This is a genomic window from Ruminococcus sp. RTP21358st1_G6_RTP21358_211008, from assembly GCF_040908885.1.
Classification (GTDB): Bacteria; Bacillota; Clostridia; order Lachnospirales; family Lachnospiraceae; genus Blautia_A; species Blautia_A faecis.
Map to the genome: position 1 here is coordinate 32,846 of NZ_JBDGDM010000025.1, position 23,676 is coordinate 56,521.

Here is a 23,676-nt window from a genome sequence, read left to right on the forward strand (position 1 = left end):
TGTAAGAGCTTACATTCAAATTACATCAACAAAACGGGAACGTCAATAGGAAATGGAAAAAAAGCTGAAAATGGTAAAAATACACAATGTATAGTGCAAAAATTTGTCTGTTCTGCAAATACTTCATGAATTGAAAATGACATTTATTTGTCGTATACTGTAAATAAAATGTAAGTTCTTACATTTCCCAGGAATGGATAGAAAGAAGAGGAGAATTACTTTATGAAAGCATTTATGGACAAAGATTTTTTACTTTCAACAGAAACTTCAAAAAAATTATATCATGAGTATGCAGAGACAATGCCAATTGTAGATTACCATTGCCATATCAATCCTCAGGAAATTGCAGAGGACCGTAAGTTTGAGAATATTACCCAGGTGTGGCTTGGTGGCGATCATTATAAATGGCGTCAGATGAGATCAAATGGAGTAGATGAGTACTACATTACTGGTGGTGCCAGTGACCGTGAAAAATTCCAGAAATGGGCAGAAACTCTTGGGAAAGCAATCGGAAATCCGCTCTATCACTGGAGCCATCTGGAATTGCAGAGATATTTCGGATATACAGGATATCTGAACGGAGATACAGCCGAAGAAGTGTGGAACCTGTGCAACAAAAAGCTTCAGGAAGATGATATGTCTGTAAGAAACATTATCCGCAAGTCCAATGTAAAATTAATCTGCACAACAGATGATCCGGTAGATGATCTGAAATGGCATAAAGTTCTTGCAGAGGATGACAGCTTTGAGGTAAAAGTGCTTCCTGCATGGCGTCCGGACAAGGCAATGAATCTGGAAAAACCGGAATATCCGGAATACATGAAAAAGCTTTCTGAAGTAAGTGGAGTTAAAATTGCAGAATTCGCAGATCTGAAAGAAGCCCTTCTTAAGAGAATGGAATTCTTTGCACAGATGGGATGCAGCGTATCTGACCATGCATTGGAATATGTTATGTATGCGCCTGCAGCAGAAGAAAAAGTAGATGAGATATTAAAAAAGAGACTGAATGGCGAAAGCATCTCAAGAGAAGAAGAAATGATCTTCAAGACAGCTTTTATGCAGTTTGTTGGAAAAGAATATCATAAAAAGAACTGGGTGATGCAGATTCATTATGGATGCAAGAGAGACAACAATGCATTTATGTATGAGCAGCTCGGACCGGATACCGGATATGACTGTATCAATAACTATGCTCCAAGTGCACAGACAGCAGATTTCCTGAACTCCCTGATCGCATCAAATGAACTTCCAAAGACAATCCTGTACTCCCTGAATCCCAATGACAATGAAGCAATCGGAACAATCCTTGGCTGCTTCCAGGGAACAGAGGCAGCAGGTAAAATTCAGCAGGGAAGTGCATGGTGGTTCAACGATCACAAAACCGGTATGATCGCACAGATGACATCACTTGCAAATCTGGGACTGCTTGCAAACTTTGTTGGCATGCTTACTGATTCAAGAAGCTTTTTGTCCTATACCAGACATGAGTATTTCCGCAGAATTCTTTGCGAGCTTATTGGCGGATGGGTGGAAAATGGAGAATATCCGGCTGATTATAAGACTTTAAAGGAAATCGTGTGTGGAATTTCATACAATAATGCAGTAGACTATTTTGGGTTTGACCTGTAAAATGATTGATATCAGAAAGCTTATTTTCTATTATTACCAGAACGAACAGGAGAACGATAGTGAATATATATGATATTGCAAAGCTGGCAAATGTTTCCATCGCAACAGTATCCAGAGTGGTCAATAACAGTCCGAAAGTCAGCCCGAAGACAAAAGAAAAGGTTCTTGCGGTTATGAAAGAAAATGAATACACGCCGAATGCGTTTGCCAGAGGCCTTGGTCTTGGGTCGATGAAAACAGTAGGAATCATCTGTCCAAATATTGACGATATCTATATGGCAAAAGCAGTATCTTATCTGGAGCGAAATCTTCATGCTCATGGATATGACTGTATTCTTGGCTGCAGCGGATTTAAACAGGAAGAAAAGGTGGATTATGTCAGACTCCTTTTGTCTAAGAAAATAGACACGTTGATACTGGTTGGTTCTACATATGCAGGAAATGGTAAAGATGAATCTGACACAGATTATATTCGGGAGGCAGCGGAACAGGTTTCGGTATTTATGATTAACGCAAAGGTTTCAGGCGATAATATTTATTGCACCTATGCAGATGATTTTCAGGCTACTTATGAAGTGACAAAAGCTTTTATCCGAAGAGGAAAAGAGAAAATTCTTTTTATGTATGATTCAGAATCCTACAGTGCCAGACAGAAAATGGCGGGATACGAAGCTGCATTGCAGGACGCCGGATATCCCATTCGTGGAAATCTGAAATTCAAGACCAAAAATGACATTGAATATACGCGGGATATGCTGCTTGAATACAACCGGACCCTCGATTTCGACAGCGTCCTTGCAACGGAGGATGGAATTGCAATCGGAGCAGTAAAGTATGCAAAGATTAAGGGACTGGCGATTCCTGAGGAACTGGCGGTCGTCGGATATAATAACTCAATTCTTGCAATCAGCAGTGATCCTGAGCTTACATCGGTGGACAGTAAGCTGGGGGTAATGTGCAAAAAGACAGTGGAACGGATGATAGACCTTCTTGAGAGAGAAATACAAATTGAAAAGAATGTGTGTGTTCCATGCGAAATAGTCCGCAGATGTACAACGGATTTCTGATCTTGTTTCATATTTAACCGAATCAAGTAAGTCCCCTGCGGAGGTTGCGAAAAGCAATACTTAAAAAAGGTGCATTTTGGCACCTTTTTTGTATTTGCGGATATACTGATAAAAAAGGGGATTTTCCATGTTTCCTGTAGAGCCGATTTCCGGAAAAATGCTGGATTATTATGTTGGACGGAAAGATTCCTTTCTTATAGATTTAAGAAATCCGAAAGAGTACCATACCGGACATATAAAGGGAGCGGTAAATGTGCCATATGAGGAATTTGAAGAAATGCAGACATATGATTTTCCAAAAGGGAAAATACTGGTGCTGTATTGCGACCGGGGCGGGGCAAGTCTTCAGGCGGCCAGGATTCTGGCGCGAAATGGATATAAGACAAAAACGGTGATCGGGGGAATGAAGGAGTACAGAGGGAGAAATCTGATATGCGATATATGAGAAAAAATTCAAAAGAGTACTATCTTGTAATTTCCATCAAGGCATGATAATGTAAAGAAGAAAAATGTCCTTTTCATGAGGTTATGTAAACCGAAAAGGAGAGAGACAATTCGAACACTAAAAACAGAGGAGAAACCAAGTTTATGAAATATATGTTTGCTTCTGACATCCATGGTTCTGCTTACTATTGCAGGAAAATGCTGGATGCTTTTGAGAAAGAAGGGGCAGAGCGCCTGGTTCTGCTGGGCGATCTGCTTTATCACGGACCAAGAAATGATCTGCCAAAAGAATATGCACCTAAGCAGGTAATTCCCATGCTGAATGCCATGAAAGACAAAATTTATGCTGTGCGCGGTAACTGTGAGGCAGAAGTGGATCAGATGGTTCTGGAGTTTCCGGTGATGGCAGATTACTGTATTCTGTCAATTGACGGCAAGACACTTTATGCGACGCATGGACATGTTTATAATCAGAATAACCTTCCGCCTTTATGCGAGGGAGATATTCTGATCCATGGTCATACCCATGTGCTGAAAGCAGAGCAGATGGAGGGATACATTCTTTTGAATCCGGGTTCCGTATCCATTCCGAAAGAAGGAAATCCGCCTACCTATGCGGTGCTTGAGAACGGTGTTTTTTCCATCATGGATTTTGAAGGAAATATTGTAAAAAGCATAGTGCTTTAAGAAGGGAAAAACGGTGAATGAGTACAGAAAGATTTGAACTGATCGCTCCCTGCCATTTTGGTCTGGAAGCGGTTTTGAAAAGAGAAATACTGGATCTGGGCTACGAGATCAGCAAGGTGGAGGATGGTAAGGTTACTTTTCTGGCAGATGCCCAGGGAATTGCAGATGCCAATGTTTTTCTGCGTACCACAGAGCGTATTCTACTGAAGGTTGCGGAAGTGAAAGCCGAGACATTTGATGAGCTTTTCGAGGCAACGAAAGCTTTGCCATGGGAACGTTACATTCCTGCAGATGGCAAATTCTGGATTGCGAAAGCCAATTCAGTGAAGAGTAAGCTGTTCAGCCCGTCTGATATCCAGTCTATTATGAAAAAAGCCATTGTAGAGCGTCTGAAGGGCGTATATAACGTGTCCTGGTTCCCGGAGGATGGGGCAAGTTTTCCTATCCGTGTGGCGTTTATGAAGGATGTGGCAACTATTGGAATCGATACTTCCGGTGTTTCTCTTCATAAGAGAGGGTATCGTCAGATGACCGTGAAGGCACCTATTACAGAGACTCTTGCCAGCGCATTGATTATGTTAACTCCGTGGAAAAAGGACAGAAGTCTTGTGGATCCCTTTTGTGGAAGCGGTACTTTTCCAATCGAGGCAGCTATGATGGCTGCAGATATTGCACCGGGTATGAACCGTTCTTTCCTTGCCGAGGACTGGAAGCAGGTTGTGCCGAGAAGATGCTGGTATGAGGCTGTAGAAGAGGCTCAGGACAGAGTAAATCTGAAAATCGAGACAGATATTCAGGGCTATGACATAGATGCTGAGGCACTGAAGGCAGCCAGGGCAAATGCAAAAATGGCAGGGGTAGAAAGCCTGATCCATTTTCAGCAGCGTCCTGTGAAGGAGCTTCATCACCCGAAGCCTTACGGATTTATTATTACGAATCCACCTTATGGTGAGCGTCTGGAAGAAAAAGCAGCTTTGCCGCAGCTTTACCGCGAGATCGGTGAGAGCTACCGCGGCCTGGATAAGTGGTCTATGTACCTGATCACTTCTTATGACAAAGCTGAGAATGACATTGGACGCAAGGCGGATAAGAACCGTAAAATCTATAACGGAATGCTGAAAACATATTTTTACCAGTTCCTGGGACCAAAGCCTCCAAGACGTGCGGCACAGGAAAAGAAAGAGGGCACTGATAAATGAAGAAGATAATTTTTGCAACAGGAAATGCAGATAAAATGAAAGAAATCCGTAAAATCCTGGCAGATCTGGATGCAGAAGTGGTATCTATGAAAGAAGCCGGGATTCAGGCTGATATTGTGGAAGATGGCAAAACCTTTGAGGAAAACGCAGTGATCAAGGCGACTGCCATCAGCAAGCTTACCAGTGATGGCGAAATTGTACTTGCAGATGACTCGGGGCTTGAGATTGATTATCTGAATAAAGAGCCGGGAGTTTATTCTGCTCGTTATATGGGCGAGAATACAGACTATCATATTAAGAATGCAAATTTGATCCAGAGACTGGATGGCGTGCCGGATGAGCAGCGTACAGCCCGTTTTGTCTGCGCTATTGCAGCTGCCTTTCCAGACGGAAGAGTGGAAACTGTGCGTGGAACCATGGAAGGCCGTATTGGATATGAGGAAAAGGGTGCCAATGGATTTGGGTATGATCCTATCTTTTTCCTGCCGGAATATGGCTGTACATCTGCAGAGCTGTCTATGGAAGAAAAAAATAAAATCAGCCACAGAGGAAAAGCTTTGCAGGCAATAAAGGAAGAATTACGATGAAGGTGCTGGTTGTCAGTGATACTCATGGGAGAGATGAGTCACTGGAGATGGCAGTAGCTTTGGAGCAGCCCTTTGACTATCTGATCCATTGCGGCGACGTGGAGGGCAGGGAATTTTTTATTGAAGCGCTGGCAGAATGTCCCTGTACCATTGTGGCAGGAAATAATGATTTTTTCAGTGATCTTCCAAGAGAGGATGAGATTTTGCTGGAAGGACATAAGATCATGGTGACTCATGGGCACAATTATGGTGTGTCCATGGATCTTTATGGGGTTTCGGAAGAGGCGGCAGCCAGAGGCTGTGAGATTGTTTGCTTTGGACATACCCATAAGCCAGTGGTGGAGAAGAAAAATGGTGTACTGGTGATCAATCCGGGAAGCCTTTCTTTTCCGAGACAGGAAGGCCGCAGACCAAGTTATGCGGTGATGGAGCTGTATAAAGGGGAAGAGCCGGAAATTGAAATTCGGTATTTGTAACTGAAAATACTTGTATGTTTGACTGTGGAAATGAAATGTTTTTTGAAATATTTTTTTGAAAATAGTCGAAAAAGAGAAAAATGCAGGTGGTGGAGGGCCTGAAAACCCGCATTTTTAGCGGGTTTTCGGGAATTACATCTTTTTTCGAAAAAAATATAAAAATTTATAAAAAAGGTGTTGACAAATGGGAGACCATATAATATAATAACTCTTGCCTTGAGCGAGAGAAAAGAAATTCTTGAGAGCACAAGGAACGACAACTTCATAGAAATGATGTTGTAAGACATCGGGGTGTGGCTCAGTTTGGCTAGAGCGCCTGGTTTGGGACCAGGAGGCCGCAAGTTCGAATCTTGTCACCCCGACTGCTGTAACAACATTACCGTTTCAGCGTAAATGCGGGTGTAGTTCAATGGTAGAACACTAGCCTTCCAAGCTAGATACGTGGGTTCGATTCCCATCACCCGCTTCTCTGATGAAGAGAGATATGTGTCAGTAGCTCAGCTGGATAGAGCAACGGCCTTCTAAGCCGTGGGTCGGGGGTTCGAATCCCTTCTGACACGCTGTGGTGGGTATAGCGCAGTTGGTTAGCGCGCCAGATTGTGGCTCTGGAGGCCCAGGGTTCGAATCCCTGTATCCACCCTTTGCCTTTGGGCTATCGCCAAGCGGTAAGGCACAGCACTTTGACTGCTGCATTCGCTGGTTCGAATCCAGCTAGCCCAGTCCTATATGGAGCATTAGCTCAGTTGGTAGAGCACTTGACTTTTAATCAAGTTGTCCGGGGTTCGAATCCCCGATGCTTCACTTGCGAATGAGAACCGGAAGCCTTATGATTAGGGCATTCCGGTTTTTTAAATAATATATATGCGGATGTGGCGGAATTGGCAGACGCGCCAGATTTAGGTTCTGGTGTTTACGACGTGCAGGTTCAAGTCCTGTCATCCGCAGGAAATGAGGAATGATCTGGATCGGATTTTCGAGATGAAAATTAGATCTGGGTCATTTTTTTAATTTGTTTGTTGCTGTTCACTGGTAACGTTCCGTGAGGTGTTTTTTGTGAACAAAGTTCACAGAAAACCCGAGAGTTAAGTTTGCGCAGCAAACGCTACTTCTTGTGCTTGTCACAAGAAGGTTCGTCTTTCTGTGCATCGCGAAGCGCGTTACTGTGAACGGAGTGAACAGTAATGCCTTGATTTTACAGGACGGATTTGTTATAGTTTACACAACGAAGAAGCATGGAGGAATAATATGGACGTTGTTCAGTTTCAGGAGAAATTAAGAGAGATTTGTGAGCTTGGAAAGCAGAATAGGAATATGCTGACACATGAGCAGATCCGGGAGCATTTTGCAGGTACTGATCTCGAGACCAGTCAGATGTTAAAGGTACTGCAGTATCTGAAACTGCAGGGAATTATGATAGAGGGAGACACTGCCCCGGTGGAGACAGAGGAAGTGGGCGAGACGGAGCCGGAGTCAAAAGGAACCAGCACCCCGCTTACTTCAGAGGAAGAAGCATATCTGAAGGATTACCTGGCAGAGGTAAGCAACGGTAAGGAAGTGAGTCCGGAGATGCTTCACACATTGTTTGAGAATCTGGCAGATGGGGATGCCATTGCAGAGGCAGCTCTTACCAGCATTTATCTGCCGGTAGCGGCAAATATGGCCGCTGATATGAACTGTACAGAGATTCAACTTGCAGATCTGATTCAGGAGGCGAATGTGGTGCTGCTTACGGCTCTTTCCGACCCGGAGACAGAACGTAAAGATGATGCTTGGCTACGTCTTCAGCTTCGCAAGGGAATCATCGCTGCCATTGAGGAGCAGACACAGCAGAAATTCCAGGATGATTGTCTGGTAACGAAGGTGGAGAAACTGGAATCGGCAGTGAAGGATCTGACGGACGATGACGGGGAGAACCGTTTTACCATTGATGAGCTGGCGGTTATTCTCGATATGAATGTGGATGAGATCCGGGATATTCTGCGTCTTACAGGAGACGATAAATAATTATGGCAAGTGAAATTCCGGGAAAATTATGGAGATAAGGCTATCCTGTCGGAAATGAAAACAATGCTGCAGAATTGATGGAAACACCGGAGGTGATTTAAAAGTAAAAATCATCTCTGGTGTTTTTTTGTCTTTTCTGGATGTTTTGAAATTTACATTGAAATTTCACTGTACAAGTGTTACTATCATAAATAATAATCAAAATATTTTTTCGTACAATAAATATTATTTGATAAATGAAAGGAGGATATATATGAATTTGGAAAAATATCAGCAGTATTCCAGAATTGCAAGAGGTTTGGAAAAGGCAGACCTGGTATTGAAGGATGCGAGGATTGTGAATGTTTTTACGGAAGAGATCATCCGCGGAGACATTGCCATACAGGATGGGATTATAGCAGGAATTGGAAGCTTCCATGGGAAAGAAGAACGTGATCTGGCCGGCAGATATGTATGTCCGGGATTTATTGACAGCCATCTTCATCTGGAATCTACACTGGTTACACCGGCTGAACTGGTAACAGCTGCCTCCAGGCACGGAACCACTACTTTTATCGTGGATCCCCATGAATCAGCCAATGTGTCCGGTTTGGCAGGAATTGATTATATTCTGGATCAAACCGAAGATGTGAAAGCAAATGTATATGTGATGATGCCATCCTGTGTTCCTGCTACTGCCATTGATGATAATGGATGCACTCTTACTGCTGAAGATATGGTTCCTTACCTTCATAACAGCCGGATTCTTGGACTTGGAGAAGTAATGGACAGCATTTCTGTGGTACAGGGCGAGAAAAGCATGCATGACAAGCTAGAACTGTTTGAGGGCAGAATCCGTGATGGCCACGCTCCGTTTCTGGAAGAGGGAGATCTTCAGGCATATGCTATGGCAGGGATTGCTACAGACCATGAGTGCAGCTTCTTTGATTATGCCATGCGAGAACGGCGGAACGGTCTTACCATTCTTGTAAGGGAAGGCAGCGCTGCCCGAAATCTTGAGGCACTTGTGGGCGGTCTGGTACAGAGACACATGAATGGTGACGGATTCTGCTTCTGCACAGATGACAAGCATATTGAGGATATCCAGCGGGAAGGGCATATTGACCATAACGTGCGAAAAGCTATCCGCCTTGGCATGAATCCGGTGTCCGCTATTAAGATGGCAACCATCAATGCAGCTAATTGTTATGGACTGAAAGACAAGGGGGCAGTGGCACCCGGCAGACAGGCAGATCTTTTGGTTCTTTCGGATCTTGTCAGTGTGACCATAGAAGATGTGTACTTTAAAGGGCAATTGGTAGATAAAAATGCAAAGATTGTTATAAAGCCGTGTGCCCCTGAATTGAAAAATACAGTGCATGTGGCTGAATTTTCCAGAGAGGCATTTCAGCTGGAGTCTGCAGATGGAATCTTTCCGGTGATTCTGGCAGAAGAAGGACAGATTACTACCAGAAAGGGAACTCTGAAAGCAGGGGATGGTCCCTGCAAATTCCAGTCCGATGACGATTATCAGAAGATTGCAGTTGTAGAACGTCATAAGATGACGGGTAAAATCGGCTGTGGCGTGATCGGAGGTTTTGGTATCCGTGGTGGAGCAATTGCGTCCAGTGTATCCCATGATTCCCACAATATTATTGTGATCGGAGATAATGATGAGGACATGGAGCTTGCTGTGCGGGAACTGATGCGTACTCAGGGAGGCTATACGATCGTAGAGAATCATAAAGTATTTGACACTCTTGCCCTTCCTGTAATGGGACTGATGAGTGATAATGGTTTTGAGAAAGACAATGAGACTCTTGGGCGAATGATCCATAAAGCTCATGAAATGGGTGTGAAAGACGGTCATGATCCGTTTATTACGCTGTCCTTTATGGCTTTGCCGGTTATTCCGCAGATCCGAATTACACCGAGAGGCGTTTTTGATGTGGAAGCGTGGAAGTTTTTATAAGATACCAGGATTGCGGGAGTGCAATACACGAGACGGTTGTCTTGTTTTGAACGAAACCCCGAAACCTATTTAAGAACTGTGACGGAATATAAACCCGTAGATTTTCAGCCCTCTGCCTTTTCATTGGCAGAGGGCCGTTTTTTGCTTAACAGTTATTGAGCATCCCTTAATTGCTCTACAACACTGCATTTCGCTGCGTTGTCATACATCATGCAAGGAATCAGCCACCCCAGCAGAAGAAATACCGGAATTGTCAGCAGGACAGGCAGAATGGTGAATCGATACTCAAAGAACCAGAACATACTGCCCAGCATTTTTCCCGCAAGAGGTCCCACCGCCAGCGACAAAATAAAGGCCGCCGCTACAGAAGACATTGCGTAAAACAACCCCTCGTAGATCAGCATGGTTTTGAGCTGCCGGTTCGTCATTCCTACAGCCTGAAGCACAGCAAATTCACGGCGGCGGGAAAGAATACCGGTCATCATGGCGTTGAAGAAATTTAAGAGTCCCACCAGCCCAATGATAGCACAGAGGATACCACCTATCAGAAGGAACATCTGCCGGAACTGAGCAAATTCAGAGCGAGCCGTGGCTTTGCTTTCATACATCAAGGGCGAAAACTCACCGGCAGTGAGCTTCGATAGATATTGCTCTGCTTCGGCCTCGTCAACTTCGTCCGCTGTGTCGAACAGGTAGAGCATCGGAATGGCTGCACCACCGCTGTCCCTCTGTGCGGTGTCCACAGACAAAACTGCGTCATATCCAATACCACCATAACGATAACTCATGGAATTCGGAAGTTCTACCAAGGCGCAGACCGTGTACTCTACATCTCTGGCTCCATACAATTTTGCCTGAAAGTACTCCTCCGGTGTATCTTCGGTGCGGAGTTCCCCGGTGCGGCTGTCGATATATTTCACATCATCCGCATAGGTAGCGGTAATCGTGTCCCCCACCTTGGGGTAGTATTCAGGATTGAGCAGATTGCCGTAATCATCCAAAGAAACCGCAATGGCAATAGCGTTATTGTTTGGCTCCAGCATAGGAGAAATATCTCCGTCGAGCACTTGCAGCTTGTCAAACAGACTGTTATCCAGAGCCTCGATTCTGGTATCTCCCATCACCATATTGCCCCGGTGCTCCAGACGGCTCATATGGCTGTCCAACTGCTCAGCACTTTCGTACCTTGCATAGTCCTGCCGCAGAGCATCCTCCGTCATCCACAGGTATGCGGGTTTTCGCACAGCATATCCCGTGCCGGAAAGATTGGCCTTTGTGTTTGCTGCGATCTCTTCGATTTGTTCTGGCGTGATGAATTCATCTGCCGGGTTGTAACGGAAATAGTCGGGCGTGCTGACGATAAAATCGGCGCAGGTCATGGAGGATACATACTTCTCCATGCTGAAGCCTCCCACAAAGGCACACAGCGCATTGAACAGTGTCACCGACAGTGCCAGAGACACCACCACCAGCACCGTCTTTTTCTTGTTTCGTCCCAGATTGGCAAAGGCCATCTGATGGAGCTTGGCTCCCCGGGTGCTGCGCTGTTTTTTCTTAGTCTGCATTGCATCCGTATATTTGGTAGCCTCTACCGGAGAGACCCTGGCTGCCATTTTTCCGGGCTTGGAACAGGACAAAAGCACCGTCAACAGGGCAAACAGCATGGAACCAAGGAAGATCACAGACGAAGTGCTGATGGTGGTGATGCCTGCATCCAACTGGGTGGAGCGCAAGACAACAGGTACCAGAACAGCGCCGATGCCGTAGCCCAGCAACAGTCCTGCCGGAATGCCGATCAGACAAAGTAGAAGTGCCTGCTGGCGAATGATACGTTTGAGCTGCCGGGGCGTTGTGCCAATGGTTTTCAGAAGTCCGTAAAACCGGATATCCCCTGCAACAGAGATCTGAAAAATGTTATAGATGATAAGATACCCCGTGAAAATCACCAGCAGCAAAAAAGCTGCTATGGCGATCATCAGCTCTGGATCGAGCTGTGACTCCAGCTGGGATGAGGTATATCCCCAGTTGACGCCGATCCGGACGCTGTTGGGATCGGTATAGCTGTCCCATGTGTAGCCAAGATCGGTATCCACCTGCTCCATCTGCCCTTGAATATTTGTGCTGGAGGCCAGCATGACATTCAAATCGGTGCGGAAAGGCTGTAACCCTGTTTTCACTGCCTGCGCTTCGATGTCATCTGCGTAATCACGGCTGATGTTGATGTAATGAACAGGCATTAGTTCATCATAGTCCCAATAGCCCACCAGCGTAAAGGTATCTGTTACAGTAAAGGCGGTTTGATCCTTGTCCGTGATGGAATAGGAAACCGTGACCTCGGCGCCCAGCTCCGGCGTTACGCCAAGCAGCTGCAACGCTGCCGTATCCATGGCTACTTCTTTGCCGCTTTCGGGCATCCGCCCGGTAGTAGGGGTGGCATAGCTCCATTTGGTGCAGTTGGCATCCATGTAGCTGATCTCTGCAGGCGTTTTGGAAAAGACACCATCCACAGTGATGCCGATCACCTTCCGTGCCCCCGCAGCCTTCACCTTTGGGTGGGCAGCGATACGTTCCGCATGCTCGGGGGAAACATCTTTAAAGGTACCGTGTGCATAGCCACCTACCTGCCGAAACTGGTAGGTTTCATAACTGGCGTTCAACGACAAGACAATGGTGAACATGGACGTAAATAGCATCGTTGTCAGCGCAATGGCAAAAATGGCGATCAGATTGCGGCGGCGGTTCGCATAAAGGGATTTTAAGCTGAGCTTTCGAATACATTTTCTGTTTTTGACATTCATCGTAGCCACCTCCCGTTAGTTCTGGGAGACGATCCGACCGTCTTCGATACGGATAATGCGGTCTGCCATCTGCGCAATTTCTTCGTTGTGGGTAATCATTACGATTGTCTGGGCGAACTTTTGACTGGTTACTTTCAAAAGGCTCAATACATCCTGGCTGGTTTTGGAATCCAGATTACCTGTCGGTTCATCTGCCAGAATGATAGCGGGTGCTGCCGCCAGCGCACGGGCGATTGCCACACGCTGCTGCTGACCGCCCGAAAGCTGATTGGGCAGGGCATCCAGACGCTCATCCAGCCCAAGGGTCTGCACGATCTGCTGTACGAAATCCTTGTTGACCTTGCCGCCGTCCAGCTCAATGGGTAGAACGATATTTTCATACACATTCAGCACCGGAACAAGATTATATGCTTGGAACACAAAGCCTATTTTTCTGCGGCGGAAGATGGTCAAGGCTTCATCCTTCAGGGAGAAAATATCCTGTCCGTCCACCATGACCGTGCCGCTTGTAGGGCGATCCAGCCCGCCCAGCATATGCAGCAGTGTGGATTTGCCGGAGCCGGATGTGCCGACAATCGCCACAAATTCACCTTTCTGCACACTTAAATCCACTCCGTCCAACGCATGAACCGCATTATTGCCGGAGCCATAAATTTTTCTCAGGTTTTTTGCCTGTAAAACTTCCATAAACGAGTACCTCCATGAAAAAATCTGTATGTATGCAAGGAAATCATCCTTTGATACATACAGATTATCGCATAGGATTCTTTCCACATTCTTTCCAGCGGAAAATGAAATCTAACAGTTTTGAAAGAATGGATGCTATTTCGGCAGAAATATGGAAAACGTACTTCCTTTTCCCGGAACGGAAGCGACCTTGATATAACCGTCCTCGCCGGATATGATCTGTCGGGCAAGGTATAAGCCGATGCCTACACCTTCTTGTTTCCGCACACTATTTGAGCGGTAAAAGCGAGCAAATATCTTCGCTTGCTCGCTTTCCGAAATGCCCGAACCGGTATCCGATATATCGATCCTTGCAAACATTTCATAGCTTACAGCAGAAATCCTGATTGTGCCATGCTCTGTATATTTGATGGCATTATCTACGATATTAGCCAGTGCTTCCGCTGTCCATTTGAAGTCGAATACAGCAAAAGCATCGGTATCTTGCAGTTGCAAAGACAATCCTTTTTCAGAAACCTTGGCGGCATATTGTTCTGCAATACCTTGAAGCAGTGGCTGTAATGCTGAGCGCTGCGGCGATAGTGAAATAATTCCGTTTTCCAGCCGGGACAGCTTTACAAGCGAGTCAATCAAAAATCGCAATTTCTCCGATTGATTGTACAGTGCCTCCATATTTGCCTTCGCCGATACAGGCAGAGTTTCCTCCATCAAAAGCTCGCTGTATAACAGCAGGTTTGCAATCGGCGTTTTTGTCTGGTGGGAGATGTCCGCAATCAAGGTCTTAATTCTGTCCTTCTCCTGTGCTACATTTCGAGAGGAAGTTTCTGCTGCGGAAAGATAGTGTGCAAACTTTGTTTCCAAAGCAGACAGCTGGCTTTCATCAAAAGTGGCTTCAGAAAAGGAGCCGGTCATGGCAGCGTCCAGCATCCTTTCGATTTCTTCCATCGTTTTTCTGACCTTTCTCCGCTCCCATAATACAGTAGCTATCGCCGCCAGAAAACATAGCAGTATGATCACAATGCCGGTTTTATTCATCTTTTGTCACCCAGCTATAACCGATTCCATAGATGGTTTTAATGTATTTCTGTGCACCAAGCTTATCCCTCAGACGCTTGATCGTAACAGACAAAGCATTTTCATCCACATATTCTGCGCCATCTGTCCAGATCCGGTCGACAAGGTCTCCACGGGTCATGGTTCGACCACGGTTTTCAACAAGCAGACGCAGTAATTTTTGTTCTGTTTTACTCAATTCCACTTTTGAATCTCCCACATAAAAGGTCATAGCCTCAAAGTCAAAGTGAAATAGATCCATATGGAACGGCGCATTTTTTTGGTTTGACGCTTGCTTTCGCAGTTGGGTATTCACCCTTGCCCGCAAAACCGAAAGAGAAAAGGGCTTGGTAATGTAATCATCAGCGCCCCGCTCCAGTCCGTCTACGATGTCCAGATCAGTGTCATTGGCAGTCAGCAGAATAACAGGAACTCCGGGCAGGTTTTTCTTGACCTCCCGGAGCAGCTCAAGCCCACTGCCATCTGGTAGATTGATATCCAGCAGGATCAGGGATACACTACCGCAAAGCAATTGCTCTCTTGCCGCTTTTAGCTCATGGCAGGATATAATTTGACGGTCATCTGCTTTTAGTGCTTTACTTAAACCTTGATTCAACCCTATATCATCTTCAATAATCAATAATTGTTCCATGTATCTCACTCCCTCGTTATTCAAAGGCCGCCATCATTTCCTTGGGCAATTTTTCGTTCTCACAGTTCAGAAGATAGGCTATTGGCTATTGCTCTGTTTGCAAATTTGTTTGTTTTCGCTGTATCCCAATCAGCAAGCCGGATGATCTATGCTGTGCCGTTTTTTTACTTTCTTAATTGTATCATGCTAATGTAAAGAAATCCATATTCTCTAAAAAGTTGTCCTGTTTTTTGAAACAGGGTTGTTACTGTTCACTGGTAACATTCCGCGAGGCGTTTTTTGTGAACAAAGTTCACAGAAAACCCGAGAATTGCGGCGCGAAATCATGCGAATGCATGATTTCTGTGCATCGCGAAGCGCGTTACTGTGAACGGAGTGAACAGTAACACAGGGTTAGCCCCTGAACAGCAACAAGGCATTAATAAGAACTGAAAAACATAAAAAAACATCTTGATTTTCATGAATACTTATGATATGATATCGCTCAAAGAAAAGGGAGTAGCGGCCATGAAGAGATAAAAGGAAATCCATTTTTTCTGAATGGTGCATAAATGCGTCAGAACGGTAGATGAAACTACCCGCATTATGAGATAATCAGCGAGACTTTTATTTCAGGCATTATAACAGTGCCTGGGATAAAAGTCTTTTTTTTCCCTTTTTGAACGCTTTACAACTATTGTTAGTAAGAGAGATGGAGGAGAAAAATGAGTAAGCGAAATGGAAAAATGAAATATCTGGCAATCGGTGCTATTGGGCTTATAGCGGCAGGGGGATTGGCTCTGGATACAACTTACCAGATTCAGGAGCAGGAACAGGCAGTACTCACAACCTTTGGAGTGCCAAAGGCAGTGAATGAAACGGGATTACATTTCAAAGTCCCTTTTGTACAGCAGGTGCAGAAGGTAAATACCACGATCCAGGGATTTCCAATAGGATACAGTATGGGGAACAATGCGGTGGTGGAAAATGAAGGAATCATGATCACTTCGGATTACAATTTTATTGATGTGGATTTCTTTGTAGAATATCGAATTTCAGAACCTGTAAAATACCTTTACACCTCTGAGCAGCCGGAAGAGATTTTAAAAAATATTGCGCAAAGCTGTATCCGAACTGTAATAGCAAGCTATAACGTGGATGAGGTTCTGACCACCGGAAAAGGAGAAATCCAGAGCAAGATCAAAGAAATGATTTTGAATCAGATGGAGGAACAGGATCTGGGAATTCAATTGGTCAACATAACAATACAGGATTCCGAGCCGCCTACTGAAGAAGTGATGAAAGCATTTAAAGAGGTGGAAACTGCGAAACAGGGAAAAGAAACGGCGCTTAACAATGCTAATAAATACAGGAACGAAAAGCTTCCCGAAGCGCAGGCCCAGGCAGACCAGATTATTCAGGATGCGGAGGCACAAAAACAGGTGAGGATCAATGAGGCAGAAGCTGAGGTGGCAAGATTTAATGCAATGTATGAGGAATATGTGAAGAATCCGGAGACCACAAAAATGCGAATGTTCTATGAAACCATGGAAGATGTGCTGCCTGGTATGAAGATTGTGATCGACAACGGAAGTGGCGTGGAAAAGATATTGCCGCTGGATTCTTTTTCCGGAGACTGGAAAACAGAAGAAGATACAAGTGAAGAAACTAAGTGAAGTTAAGATAAGTATCTGATAGAAAGGATAAAAAATTATGAAAATGAAAAAAGCGGCACTTATAGCAGGCATTCTCGGAGCAGTAATAATCGGTTCTTCCATAACTATAACCCAACAAAATGAATACAAGCTGATCCGTCAGTTTGGTAAAGTTGACAGAGTGATCTGCGAACCGGGAATCAGCTTTAAAATTCCATTGATAGAAAGAACACAGTCTTTACCAAAGGAAACGTTGTTATATGATTTGGAAGCATCTGATGTGATTACCAAGGACAAGAAAACCATGATCAGTGACAGCTATGTTTTGTGGAGAATCACAGATCCCCTTAAATTTGCACAGACTCTGAACTCTTCTTTGGAAAACAGCGAGAGCCGAATTAATACGGCCGTATATAATGCCACAAAAAATGTGATCAGCAGTCTTTCCCAGGACAGAGTGATCACAAGCCGTGACGGAGAATTATCGGATATGGTGATGGAAGCCATTGGAGATAATATGGAACAATATGGAATAGAGCTGATTAAATTTGAAACAAAGCAGCTGGATCTGCCGGACGATAATAAGGCTGCTGTGTATGAGAGAATGATCTCAGAGCGTGATAATATTGCTGCTACATATAAAGCAGAAGGCGATTCAGAAGCAAAAGTAATCCAGAACAAGACGGATAAGGAAGTGACCATTCAGATTTCAGATGCGAAGAAGCAGGCTGAGATTTTGAAGGCAGAAGGGGAACAGGAATATATGAAAATTCTTTCCCAGGCTTATGGGGAAGATGAGAGAAGTGAATTTTATTCCTTCGTAAGAAGTCTTGAAGCACTGAAAGCTTCTATGCAAGGAGAAAACAAGACCGTTATTTTGTCATCGGATTCCCCGATTGCTCAGATTTTTGAGGGAAAATAATAAAAATTCTTGCATCTGCCGGTATTGACGTATATCATAAGGTACATAAGGAGTGACAAAAGATGGCGATAGTGAGAAAACACATATATTTTTCCGGGCAGGTGCAGGGCGTTGGATTTCGTTACCGTGCCAAAAATGCGGCGAGAGCCAATGATCTTACCGGCTGGGTGGACAATCTGTGGGATGGCAGAGTGGAAATGGAAGTCCAGGGAGAGCTTTCCGGAATTGAGCGTATGATTCAGGAAATCGAGATGGGAAGTTTCATCCGGATTGAGAATTATCAGATGGAAGACCTGCCTGTGGATGAAAGGGAGTGGAGCTTTTATTCGAAATAAAAAGGGATGCCAGGAGCAATGGGAATTTTGCTTCTGGTATTTTTTTGTGTAATAGGAATATTACGGAGTAATTTCCTATTACACAAAAAACGCTCCGCGAGCAAATAGCAAAGCGGATATTGAAAAAACAGGATTGACATTCAGAAACATGCCCCTTATAATTAGTTCGTGCACGAACAGTTCGAACCCGAACAGTTCGCACATGAACTATTTTGTATGGAAGTATATGAAAGAAGGGAAAGATGGAGAAAAAGAAGAAAACTGGTCCTGATGAGTGCTGCAGGGCGGAACGGCAAATAGGGTATGAGGTTCGTACTCTCAATCAGGTAATTGGGCGTCTGGTGAATTCGTATCAGTCCAAGGTGGATGAAAAAGCCGGAATTAACCGCATGCAGGGGTGGATCATTGGTTATCTGTACCGACATTCAGAAGAGGCTGTTTTCCAGAAAGACCTGGAAGCAGAATTTCAGATGGCGCGTTCTACTGCTTCAGGAATCCTTCAGGCAATGGAGAAGAAAGGGCTTATTACCAGAGAACCTATTCCAAGAGATGCCAGACTGAAGCGTCTGGTGCTTACAGAAAAGGGAATGGAATTTCAGATGGAAATTATGGAGAATTTTGACCGGATCCAGAAAGTATTGAAGTCTGACATTCCCCAGGAAAAACTGGAATGCTTTATGGAAGTTCTGGACATAATCCGGGAAAATGCCCAAAGAGAGTGCTGTCTGCGGGATGAAAACTAACAAAAAAGAAAGGGGAGAACCTGATGATAAAGACATTACTTGCCCAGGTAAAGGAGTTTAAGAAGGCCTCCTTCCTCACACCGGTATTTATGATACTGGAGGTTGTGGTGGAGACAATGATTCCTCTTGTAATGGCAGATATGATCGACAACGGTGTGGAAACCGGTAATATCAGTTATCTTTACAGAAAAGGTGCCATTATGGCGCTTCTTGCTGTTGCAGGACTTGTTACCGGTATTCTTGGGGGAAAATATGGAGCATACGCATCCTCCGGCTTTGCCCGTAATCTTCGTAAAGCAATGTATACTAACATTCAGACATTTTCATTTTCAAACATTGACAAGTTCAGTACTGCAAGTCTGATCACACGTCTGACTACAGATGTGACCAACCTGCAGAATGCATACCAGATGATCCTGCGTATGTGTACCCGTGCCCCGGCCAGTCTGATCTGTGCCATGGCGATGGCGTTTATGATCAATGCAAGGGTTGCCAGCATTTACCTTATTGCCGTTATTTTTCTTGGATGTTTTCTCGTATTTATTATGAAAAAGGCGACTAAGTATTTCCGGGAAGTATTTGAAAAATATGACGATTTAAATGCCAGCGTGCAGGAGAATATCAGCGCAGTCCGCGTTGTGAAGGCTTATGTACGTGAAGAATATGAGACCACTAAGTTTCAGAAAGCCTGCAATAAAGTTTACGAAATGTTTGTAAGAGCTGAAAAACTGGTAGTTATGAATATGCCGGTTATGCAGTTTACAGTATATGCATGTATTCTTGGAATCAGCTGGCTGGGTGCGAATATGATCGTTGGCGGCAGTCTGACTACAGGTGAATTGATGAGTCTTCTTACATATTGTATGAATATTCTTATGAGCCTTATGATGCTTTCCATGGTATTTGTTATGGTCACCATGAGCGCAGCAAGTGCAGAGCGTGTAACTGAGGTTATCAATGAAACAGCAGATCTTCATGATCCGCAGGATCCGGTTATGGAAGTTGCAGACGGAAGTATTGAATTTGATCATGTGGATTTCAGCTATAAGAAGGACAGTAAGGAGCCGGTGCTGAAGGATATCAATCTTTCTATCCGCGCAGGAGAAACTATTGGTATTATCGGTGGAACCGGAAGTGCCAAGTCCAGTCTGGTAAACCTGATCAGCCGTCTTTATGATGTGAGCTCCGGATCAGTGAAAGTTGGCGGCGTGGATGTGCGTGACTACCATATGGATAGTCTGCGTAACCAGGTAGCAGTTGTACTTCAGAAGAATGTGCTGTTTTCCGGTACCATTCTGGAGAATCTGCGCTGGGGAAATAAAGAGGCTTCGGAGAAAGAGTGCCGCAGAGCGTGTCAGCTTTCCTGTGCGGATGACTTCATTGAGAAAATGCCGGACAAATACAATACTTATATTGAGCAGGGCGGAACCAATGTTTCCGGCGGTCAGAAACAGCGTCTGTGTATCGCCAGAGCTCTTCTTAAGAAACCCAAAGTACTGATTCTGGATGATTCCACAAGTGCGGTAGATACTGCCACAGATGCACGTATCAGAAGAGCTTTTGCAGAAGAAATTCCGGATACTACCAAGCTGATCATTGCACAGCGTATTTCCAGTATTCAGAGTGCGGACAGGATCATTGTCATGGATGAGGGAAAAATCAGCGGATTTGGAACTCATGAGGAACTAATGAAAACCAATGCCATTTATCAGGAGGTTTATAATTCACAGATAAAGGGTGGTGGAGATTTTGATGAGAATAGAGGAGGTGAGCAGGCATGAGCAATGAAAGACCGATAAAGAAGCCAGGCCGCAGCGGGGCAGCCTTCCGTTCAGGCCCTATGGTAGAGAATCAGGGCAAGATGCTTGGAAGACTGATGGGGTATATTTTTAAGAACTACAGGATCCATATTATTGTAGTTGTGATCGGCATTGTGGTAAGTGTTCTTGCCAATGTGCAGGGAACCATGTTTATGAAGACTTTGATTGACCAGTATATCATGCCTATGCTTCAATCTGAGACTCCGGATTTCCATCCTCTTGCAATGGCAATTCTTCGTGTAGCCTGTTTTTATGCAATTGGGGTGGCGTGCACATATACGTACAACCGTCTGATGATCTATGTCAGTCAGGGCACCCTACGCAATCTTCGAAATGAGATGTTTGAGCGCATGGAAACACTTCCTGTTAAATATTTTGATACACATGCACATGGCGATATCATGTCTATCTACACCAATGATATTGATACACTGCGCCAGATGATCAGCCAGAGTATTCCACAGCTGATCTCCAGTGTGATTACCATTGTCAGTGTATTGGTAAGTATGCTTATTTTGAATGTGCCTCTTACCATCGTGACTCTGGTCATGGTTGGAGTGATGCTGGTGGCAAGTAAGAATCTTGCAGGACTCAGCGGCAAGTATTTCATGGAGCAGCAGAAGAATCTTGGTATTGTAAATGGTTACATCGAGGAAATGATGGAAGGCCAGAAGGTTGTAAAGGTATTCTGCCATGAGGAAGAAAGCCTTGAGAAGTTTAATGAGCTGAATGACCAGCTGTTTGAGAGCGCGAATAATGCCAATAAATTTGCAAACGTGCTGATGCCTACCTGTGCACAGATTGGGAATATCAGCTATGTGCTGTGTGCCATTGTTGGCGGCGTGCTGGCAGTAAATGGTGTGGGTGGATTTACTCTTGGCGGCCTGGCAAGTTTTCTTACTTTTAACAAGAGCTTCAGCCAGCCGATCAACCAGGTAAGCCAGCAGTTTAACAGTATTGTTATGGCACTTGCCGGAGCGAAGCGTATCTTCGACCTTCTGGACGAGAAGCCGGAGGTAGATGACGGATATGTGACCCTGGTAAATGTGAAAGAAGAGAATGGTAAGCTGGTTGAGTCCAAGAAACGTACAGGACGCTGGGCATGGAAGCATTTTCACAAAGCCACTGGCAAAACAGATTATATCGAATTGAAAGGTGATATTGTTCTGGATGGCGTTGACTTCGGATATCGTGATGACAAGATCGTGCTTCACGATGTGAAGATGTATGCGAAGCCAGGACAGAAAATTGCATTTGTCGGCTCCACGGGTGCCGGTAAGACGACAATTACCAATCTTCTGAATCGTTTCTATGATATTCAGGATGGTAAGATCCGTTATGATGGCATCAATATAAATAAGATCAAAAAGGGTGATCTGAGACGTTCCATGGGTATCGTTCTTCAGGATACTAATCTGTTTACTGCTACCGTTATGGAGAATATCCGTTATGGAAAACTGGATGCCACAGATGAGGAAGTTATTGCAGCTGCCAGGCTGGCGAATGCGGATGGCTTTATCCGAAGACTGCCGGATGGTTATCATACTATGCTTCGCAATAATGGTGCTAATTTAAGCCAGGGACAGAGACAGCTGCTTGCAATCGCCAGGGCGGCAGTAGCAGATCCGCCGGTTCTGATCCTGGATGAGGCTACCAGCTCTATTGATACCCGTACAGAGAAGCTTGTACAGGATGGTATGGATAAGCTGATGGAAGGCAGAACTACATTTGCAATTGCACATAGGTTATCCACAGTCAGAAACAGTGACTGTATTATGGTTCTGGAGCAGGGACGTGTTATTGAGAGAGGCTCTCATGATGAGTTAATTGCGCAGAAAGGTAAATATTATCAGCTGTATAATGGGTGATATGGGGTAAATAAGTAAGAGGTAACGTTTGGAAGGTTCAAGCGTTACCTCTTACTTTTGGTTTTGGAAGATTTAGAGCGTGTTTGAAAAAGGCTTTCTGCAAGAATTTTTCAAACAGGCTCTAGAGCGCGTTATTTTTCACTGGCAGTTTCTTTCTGCGGCAACTGGGCAAGAACGATAGCCCCGAACATTACCACACAACCGATGATTTCCCGGGTGCTTAATTTCTGTCCTAAGATAATCCAGCCGGCGAGGACAGAGATGCAGGATTCCAGACTGAGAATCAGGGAGGCTACGGTTGGGTTCATATTTTTCTGGCCCACGATCTGGAGGGTGTAGGCGACACCGCAGGACATAACGCCGGCATAGAGAGTAGCGCCCCAGGCACCACTGAATGAAGAAAGATTGGGATGCTCCAGAATTATGGCTGGGATAGCAGTGAGGATTCCGCAGACCAGAAACTGGATGCAAGACATTTTTACTCCATCTGTCTTTGGTGAAAAGTAATCAATGACCAGAATGTGCAGGGAAAACAGGAAAGCACAGATCAGGACCAGAAAGTCTCCCTTTCCAATGGAAAAGCCGTCTGTGATGCAAAGCAGATAGAGACCAATCAGTGCCATTACAACCGCAACCCAGATAAAAGGACTGCATTTCTTTTTCATAAAAAGTCCAAGGATCGGGACGATGATAATGTAGCATGCAGTGAGAAAACCTGCTTTTCCAACGGAGGTGTACTGGATACCAAACTGTTGGAAGTTGGAAGCAAGACACAGGCAGATACCGCAGATTATGCCGCCGGCAATTAAGGTTTTGTTGCGGGAAAATGGATTTGAACCGCTGGATGCCATTGGCTGTCTGTCGGATTCTGTGAAATCAGCTGAATTGCTCTGTGGATTTATTTTATTGAGCAGTAAAATAACCGGGATCAGCACCAGAGAACCGATAATGTTTCTTGTGGCATTGAAAGTGAGAGGGCCGACAGCTTCACCGCCCTCACTTTGTGCTACAAAGGCGATTCCCCAGATCGTTGCTGTCAAAAGGAGAATCAGTGAATTTTTTAATGGTATTTGTTGTTTTTTCATAATGGATTATCCCCTCGTAAAATTTACAAAAATGC

General features: G+C 44.7%; 20 protein-coding genes and 7 tRNA genes. 22 read left to right on the plus strand and 5 right to left on the minus strand.

Annotated elements, in window-relative coordinates; all coding sequences use genetic code 11:
• Positions 1-222: 222 nt before the first annotated feature.
• The 16 genes from uxaC (at position 223) to ade (ending at position 10,044) form a co-directional block, all read left to right on the plus strand.
• On the plus strand, positions 223-1,629 hold the full coding sequence (uxaC, locus tag AB5Z12_RS11340; protein WP_173734924.1) for a glucuronate isomerase: 1,407 nt from the start codon (positions 223-225) through the stop codon (positions 1,627-1,629).
• A 59-nt stretch (positions 1,630-1,688) separates the two neighbouring features.
• Entirely contained in the window at positions 1,689-2,696 is a 1,008-nt protein-coding gene (locus tag AB5Z12_RS11345) for a LacI family DNA-binding transcriptional regulator (RefSeq protein ID WP_173718879.1), read from the plus strand.
• Positions 2,697-2,823: 127 nt separating this feature from the next.
• Complete coding sequence (locus AB5Z12_RS11350) at positions 2,824-3,141, plus strand: rhodanese-like domain-containing protein (RefSeq protein ID WP_148461761.1); 318 nt, start codon at positions 2,824-2,826, stop codon at positions 3,139-3,141.
• 143 nt (positions 3,142-3,284) lie between these two features.
• The gene (gene yfcE / locus AB5Z12_RS11355) at positions 3,285-3,827 is read left to right on the plus strand and encodes a phosphodiesterase (protein WP_118579808.1); all 543 of its coding nucleotides are present in this window, start codon (positions 3,285-3,287) and stop codon (positions 3,825-3,827) included.
• 17 nt (positions 3,828-3,844) lie between these two features.
• Complete coding sequence (locus tag AB5Z12_RS11360; protein ID WP_173716167.1) at positions 3,845-5,026, plus strand: class I SAM-dependent RNA methyltransferase; 1,182 nt, start codon at positions 3,845-3,847, stop codon at positions 5,024-5,026.
• On the plus strand, positions 5,023-5,613 hold the full coding sequence (locus AB5Z12_RS11365) for an XTP/dITP diphosphatase (RefSeq protein WP_118579802.1): 591 nt from the start codon (positions 5,023-5,025) through the stop codon (positions 5,611-5,613). The genes AB5Z12_RS11360 and AB5Z12_RS11365 overlap by 4 nt, the downstream gene beginning before the upstream one ends.
• Positions 5,610-6,089 carry a metallophosphoesterase gene (locus AB5Z12_RS11370; protein WP_148461758.1) on the plus strand — a complete coding sequence of 160 codons (480 nt, stop codon included), beginning with the start codon at positions 5,610-5,612 and terminating at the stop codon, positions 6,087-6,089. The genes AB5Z12_RS11365 and AB5Z12_RS11370 overlap by 4 nt, the downstream gene beginning before the upstream one ends.
• Positions 6,090-6,376: 287 nt before the next feature.
• A tRNA-Pro gene (locus AB5Z12_RS11375) sits at positions 6,377-6,451 on the plus strand.
• Between the two features lie 33 nt (positions 6,452-6,484).
• A tRNA-Gly gene (locus tag AB5Z12_RS11380) sits at positions 6,485-6,555 on the plus strand.
• A 20-nt stretch (positions 6,556-6,575) separates the two neighbouring features.
• Positions 6,576-6,649, plus strand: a tRNA-Arg gene (locus AB5Z12_RS11385).
• Between the two features lie 5 nt (positions 6,650-6,654).
• Positions 6,655-6,728, plus strand: a tRNA-His gene (locus AB5Z12_RS11390).
• A 9-nt stretch (positions 6,729-6,737) separates the two neighbouring features.
• A tRNA-Gln gene (locus tag AB5Z12_RS11395) sits at positions 6,738-6,809 on the plus strand.
• Between the two features lie 8 nt (positions 6,810-6,817).
• Positions 6,818-6,890: transfer RNA gene (locus AB5Z12_RS11400), tRNA-Lys, on the plus strand.
• A 62-nt stretch (positions 6,891-6,952) separates the two neighbouring features.
• Positions 6,953-7,033: transfer RNA gene (locus AB5Z12_RS11405), tRNA-Leu, on the plus strand.
• Positions 7,034-7,334: 301 nt separating this feature from the next.
• A complete protein-coding gene (locus AB5Z12_RS11410; protein ID WP_148461757.1) occupies positions 7,335-8,093 on the plus strand; it encodes an RNA polymerase sigma factor region1.1 domain-containing protein in 759 nt (252 codons plus the stop codon).
• 253 nt (positions 8,094-8,346) lie between these two features.
• Positions 8,347-10,044 (plus strand): adenine deaminase, encoded by a 1,698-nt coding sequence (gene ade / locus AB5Z12_RS11415; RefSeq protein ID WP_148461756.1) that lies wholly within the window; start codon positions 8,347-8,349, stop codon positions 10,042-10,044.
• A gap of 152 nt (positions 10,045-10,196) precedes the next feature.
• On the opposite strand, the gene AB5Z12_RS11420 is transcribed toward ade, so the two are convergent.
• The 4 genes from AB5Z12_RS11420 to AB5Z12_RS11435 all read right to left on the minus strand — a co-directional run bounded on the left by AB5Z12_RS11420 (position 10,197) and on the right by AB5Z12_RS11435 (position 15,234).
• Positions 10,197-12,842 (minus strand): ABC transporter permease, encoded by a 2,646-nt coding sequence (locus AB5Z12_RS11420; protein WP_368356911.1) that lies wholly within the window; start codon positions 12,840-12,842, stop codon positions 10,197-10,199.
• Positions 12,843-12,857: 15 nt separating this feature from the next.
• A complete protein-coding gene (locus AB5Z12_RS11425) occupies positions 12,858-13,529 on the minus strand; it encodes an ABC transporter ATP-binding protein (protein ID WP_148461754.1) in 672 nt (223 codons plus the stop codon).
• A 135-nt stretch (positions 13,530-13,664) separates the two neighbouring features.
• Positions 13,665-14,564, minus strand: a complete 900-nt coding sequence (locus tag AB5Z12_RS11430; RefSeq protein WP_173734922.1) for a sensor histidine kinase KdpD — start codon at positions 14,562-14,564, stop codon at positions 13,665-13,667.
• The gene (locus tag AB5Z12_RS11435; protein WP_173734921.1) at positions 14,557-15,234 is read right to left on the minus strand and encodes a response regulator transcription factor; all 678 of its coding nucleotides are present in this window, start codon (positions 15,232-15,234) and stop codon (positions 14,557-14,559) included. The genes AB5Z12_RS11430 and AB5Z12_RS11435 overlap by 8 nt, the downstream gene beginning before the upstream one ends.
• 704 nt (positions 15,235-15,938) lie before the next feature.
• Between AB5Z12_RS11435 and hflK the strand changes: the two genes are divergently transcribed.
• From hflK to AB5Z12_RS11465, 6 genes are all read left to right on the plus strand, one after another.
• Positions 15,939-16,889, plus strand: coding sequence for an FtsH protease activity modulator HflK (gene hflK / locus AB5Z12_RS11440; protein ID WP_173769614.1), 951 nt, complete (start codon positions 15,939-15,941; stop codon positions 16,887-16,889).
• 37 nt (positions 16,890-16,926) lie between these two features.
• Complete coding sequence (hflC, locus tag AB5Z12_RS11445; protein WP_118579775.1) at positions 16,927-17,790, plus strand: protease modulator HflC; 864 nt, start codon at positions 16,927-16,929, stop codon at positions 17,788-17,790.
• A 62-nt stretch (positions 17,791-17,852) separates the two neighbouring features.
• Entirely contained in the window at positions 17,853-18,125 is a 273-nt protein-coding gene (locus AB5Z12_RS11450) for an acylphosphatase (protein WP_118579773.1), read from the plus strand.
• Between the two features lie 242 nt (positions 18,126-18,367).
• Positions 18,368-18,868, plus strand: coding sequence for a MarR family winged helix-turn-helix transcriptional regulator (locus tag AB5Z12_RS11455; protein WP_173716161.1), 501 nt, complete (start codon positions 18,368-18,370; stop codon positions 18,866-18,868).
• A 23-nt stretch (positions 18,869-18,891) separates the two neighbouring features.
• On the plus strand, positions 18,892-20,649 hold the full coding sequence (locus AB5Z12_RS11460) for an ABC transporter ATP-binding protein (protein ID WP_173716160.1): 1,758 nt from the start codon (positions 18,892-18,894) through the stop codon (positions 20,647-20,649).
• Entirely contained in the window at positions 20,646-22,556 is a 1,911-nt protein-coding gene (locus tag AB5Z12_RS11465; RefSeq protein WP_173716159.1) for an ABC transporter ATP-binding protein, read from the plus strand. The genes AB5Z12_RS11460 and AB5Z12_RS11465 overlap by 4 nt, the downstream gene beginning before the upstream one ends.
• Before the next feature lie 131 nt (positions 22,557-22,687).
• Here AB5Z12_RS11465 and AB5Z12_RS11470 read toward each other — a convergent pair whose 3' ends face one another.
• On the minus strand, positions 22,688-23,641 hold the full coding sequence (locus AB5Z12_RS11470) for a DMT family transporter (RefSeq protein WP_179988265.1): 954 nt from the start codon (positions 23,639-23,641) through the stop codon (positions 22,688-22,690).
• Between the last annotated feature and the right edge of the window lie 35 nt (positions 23,642-23,676).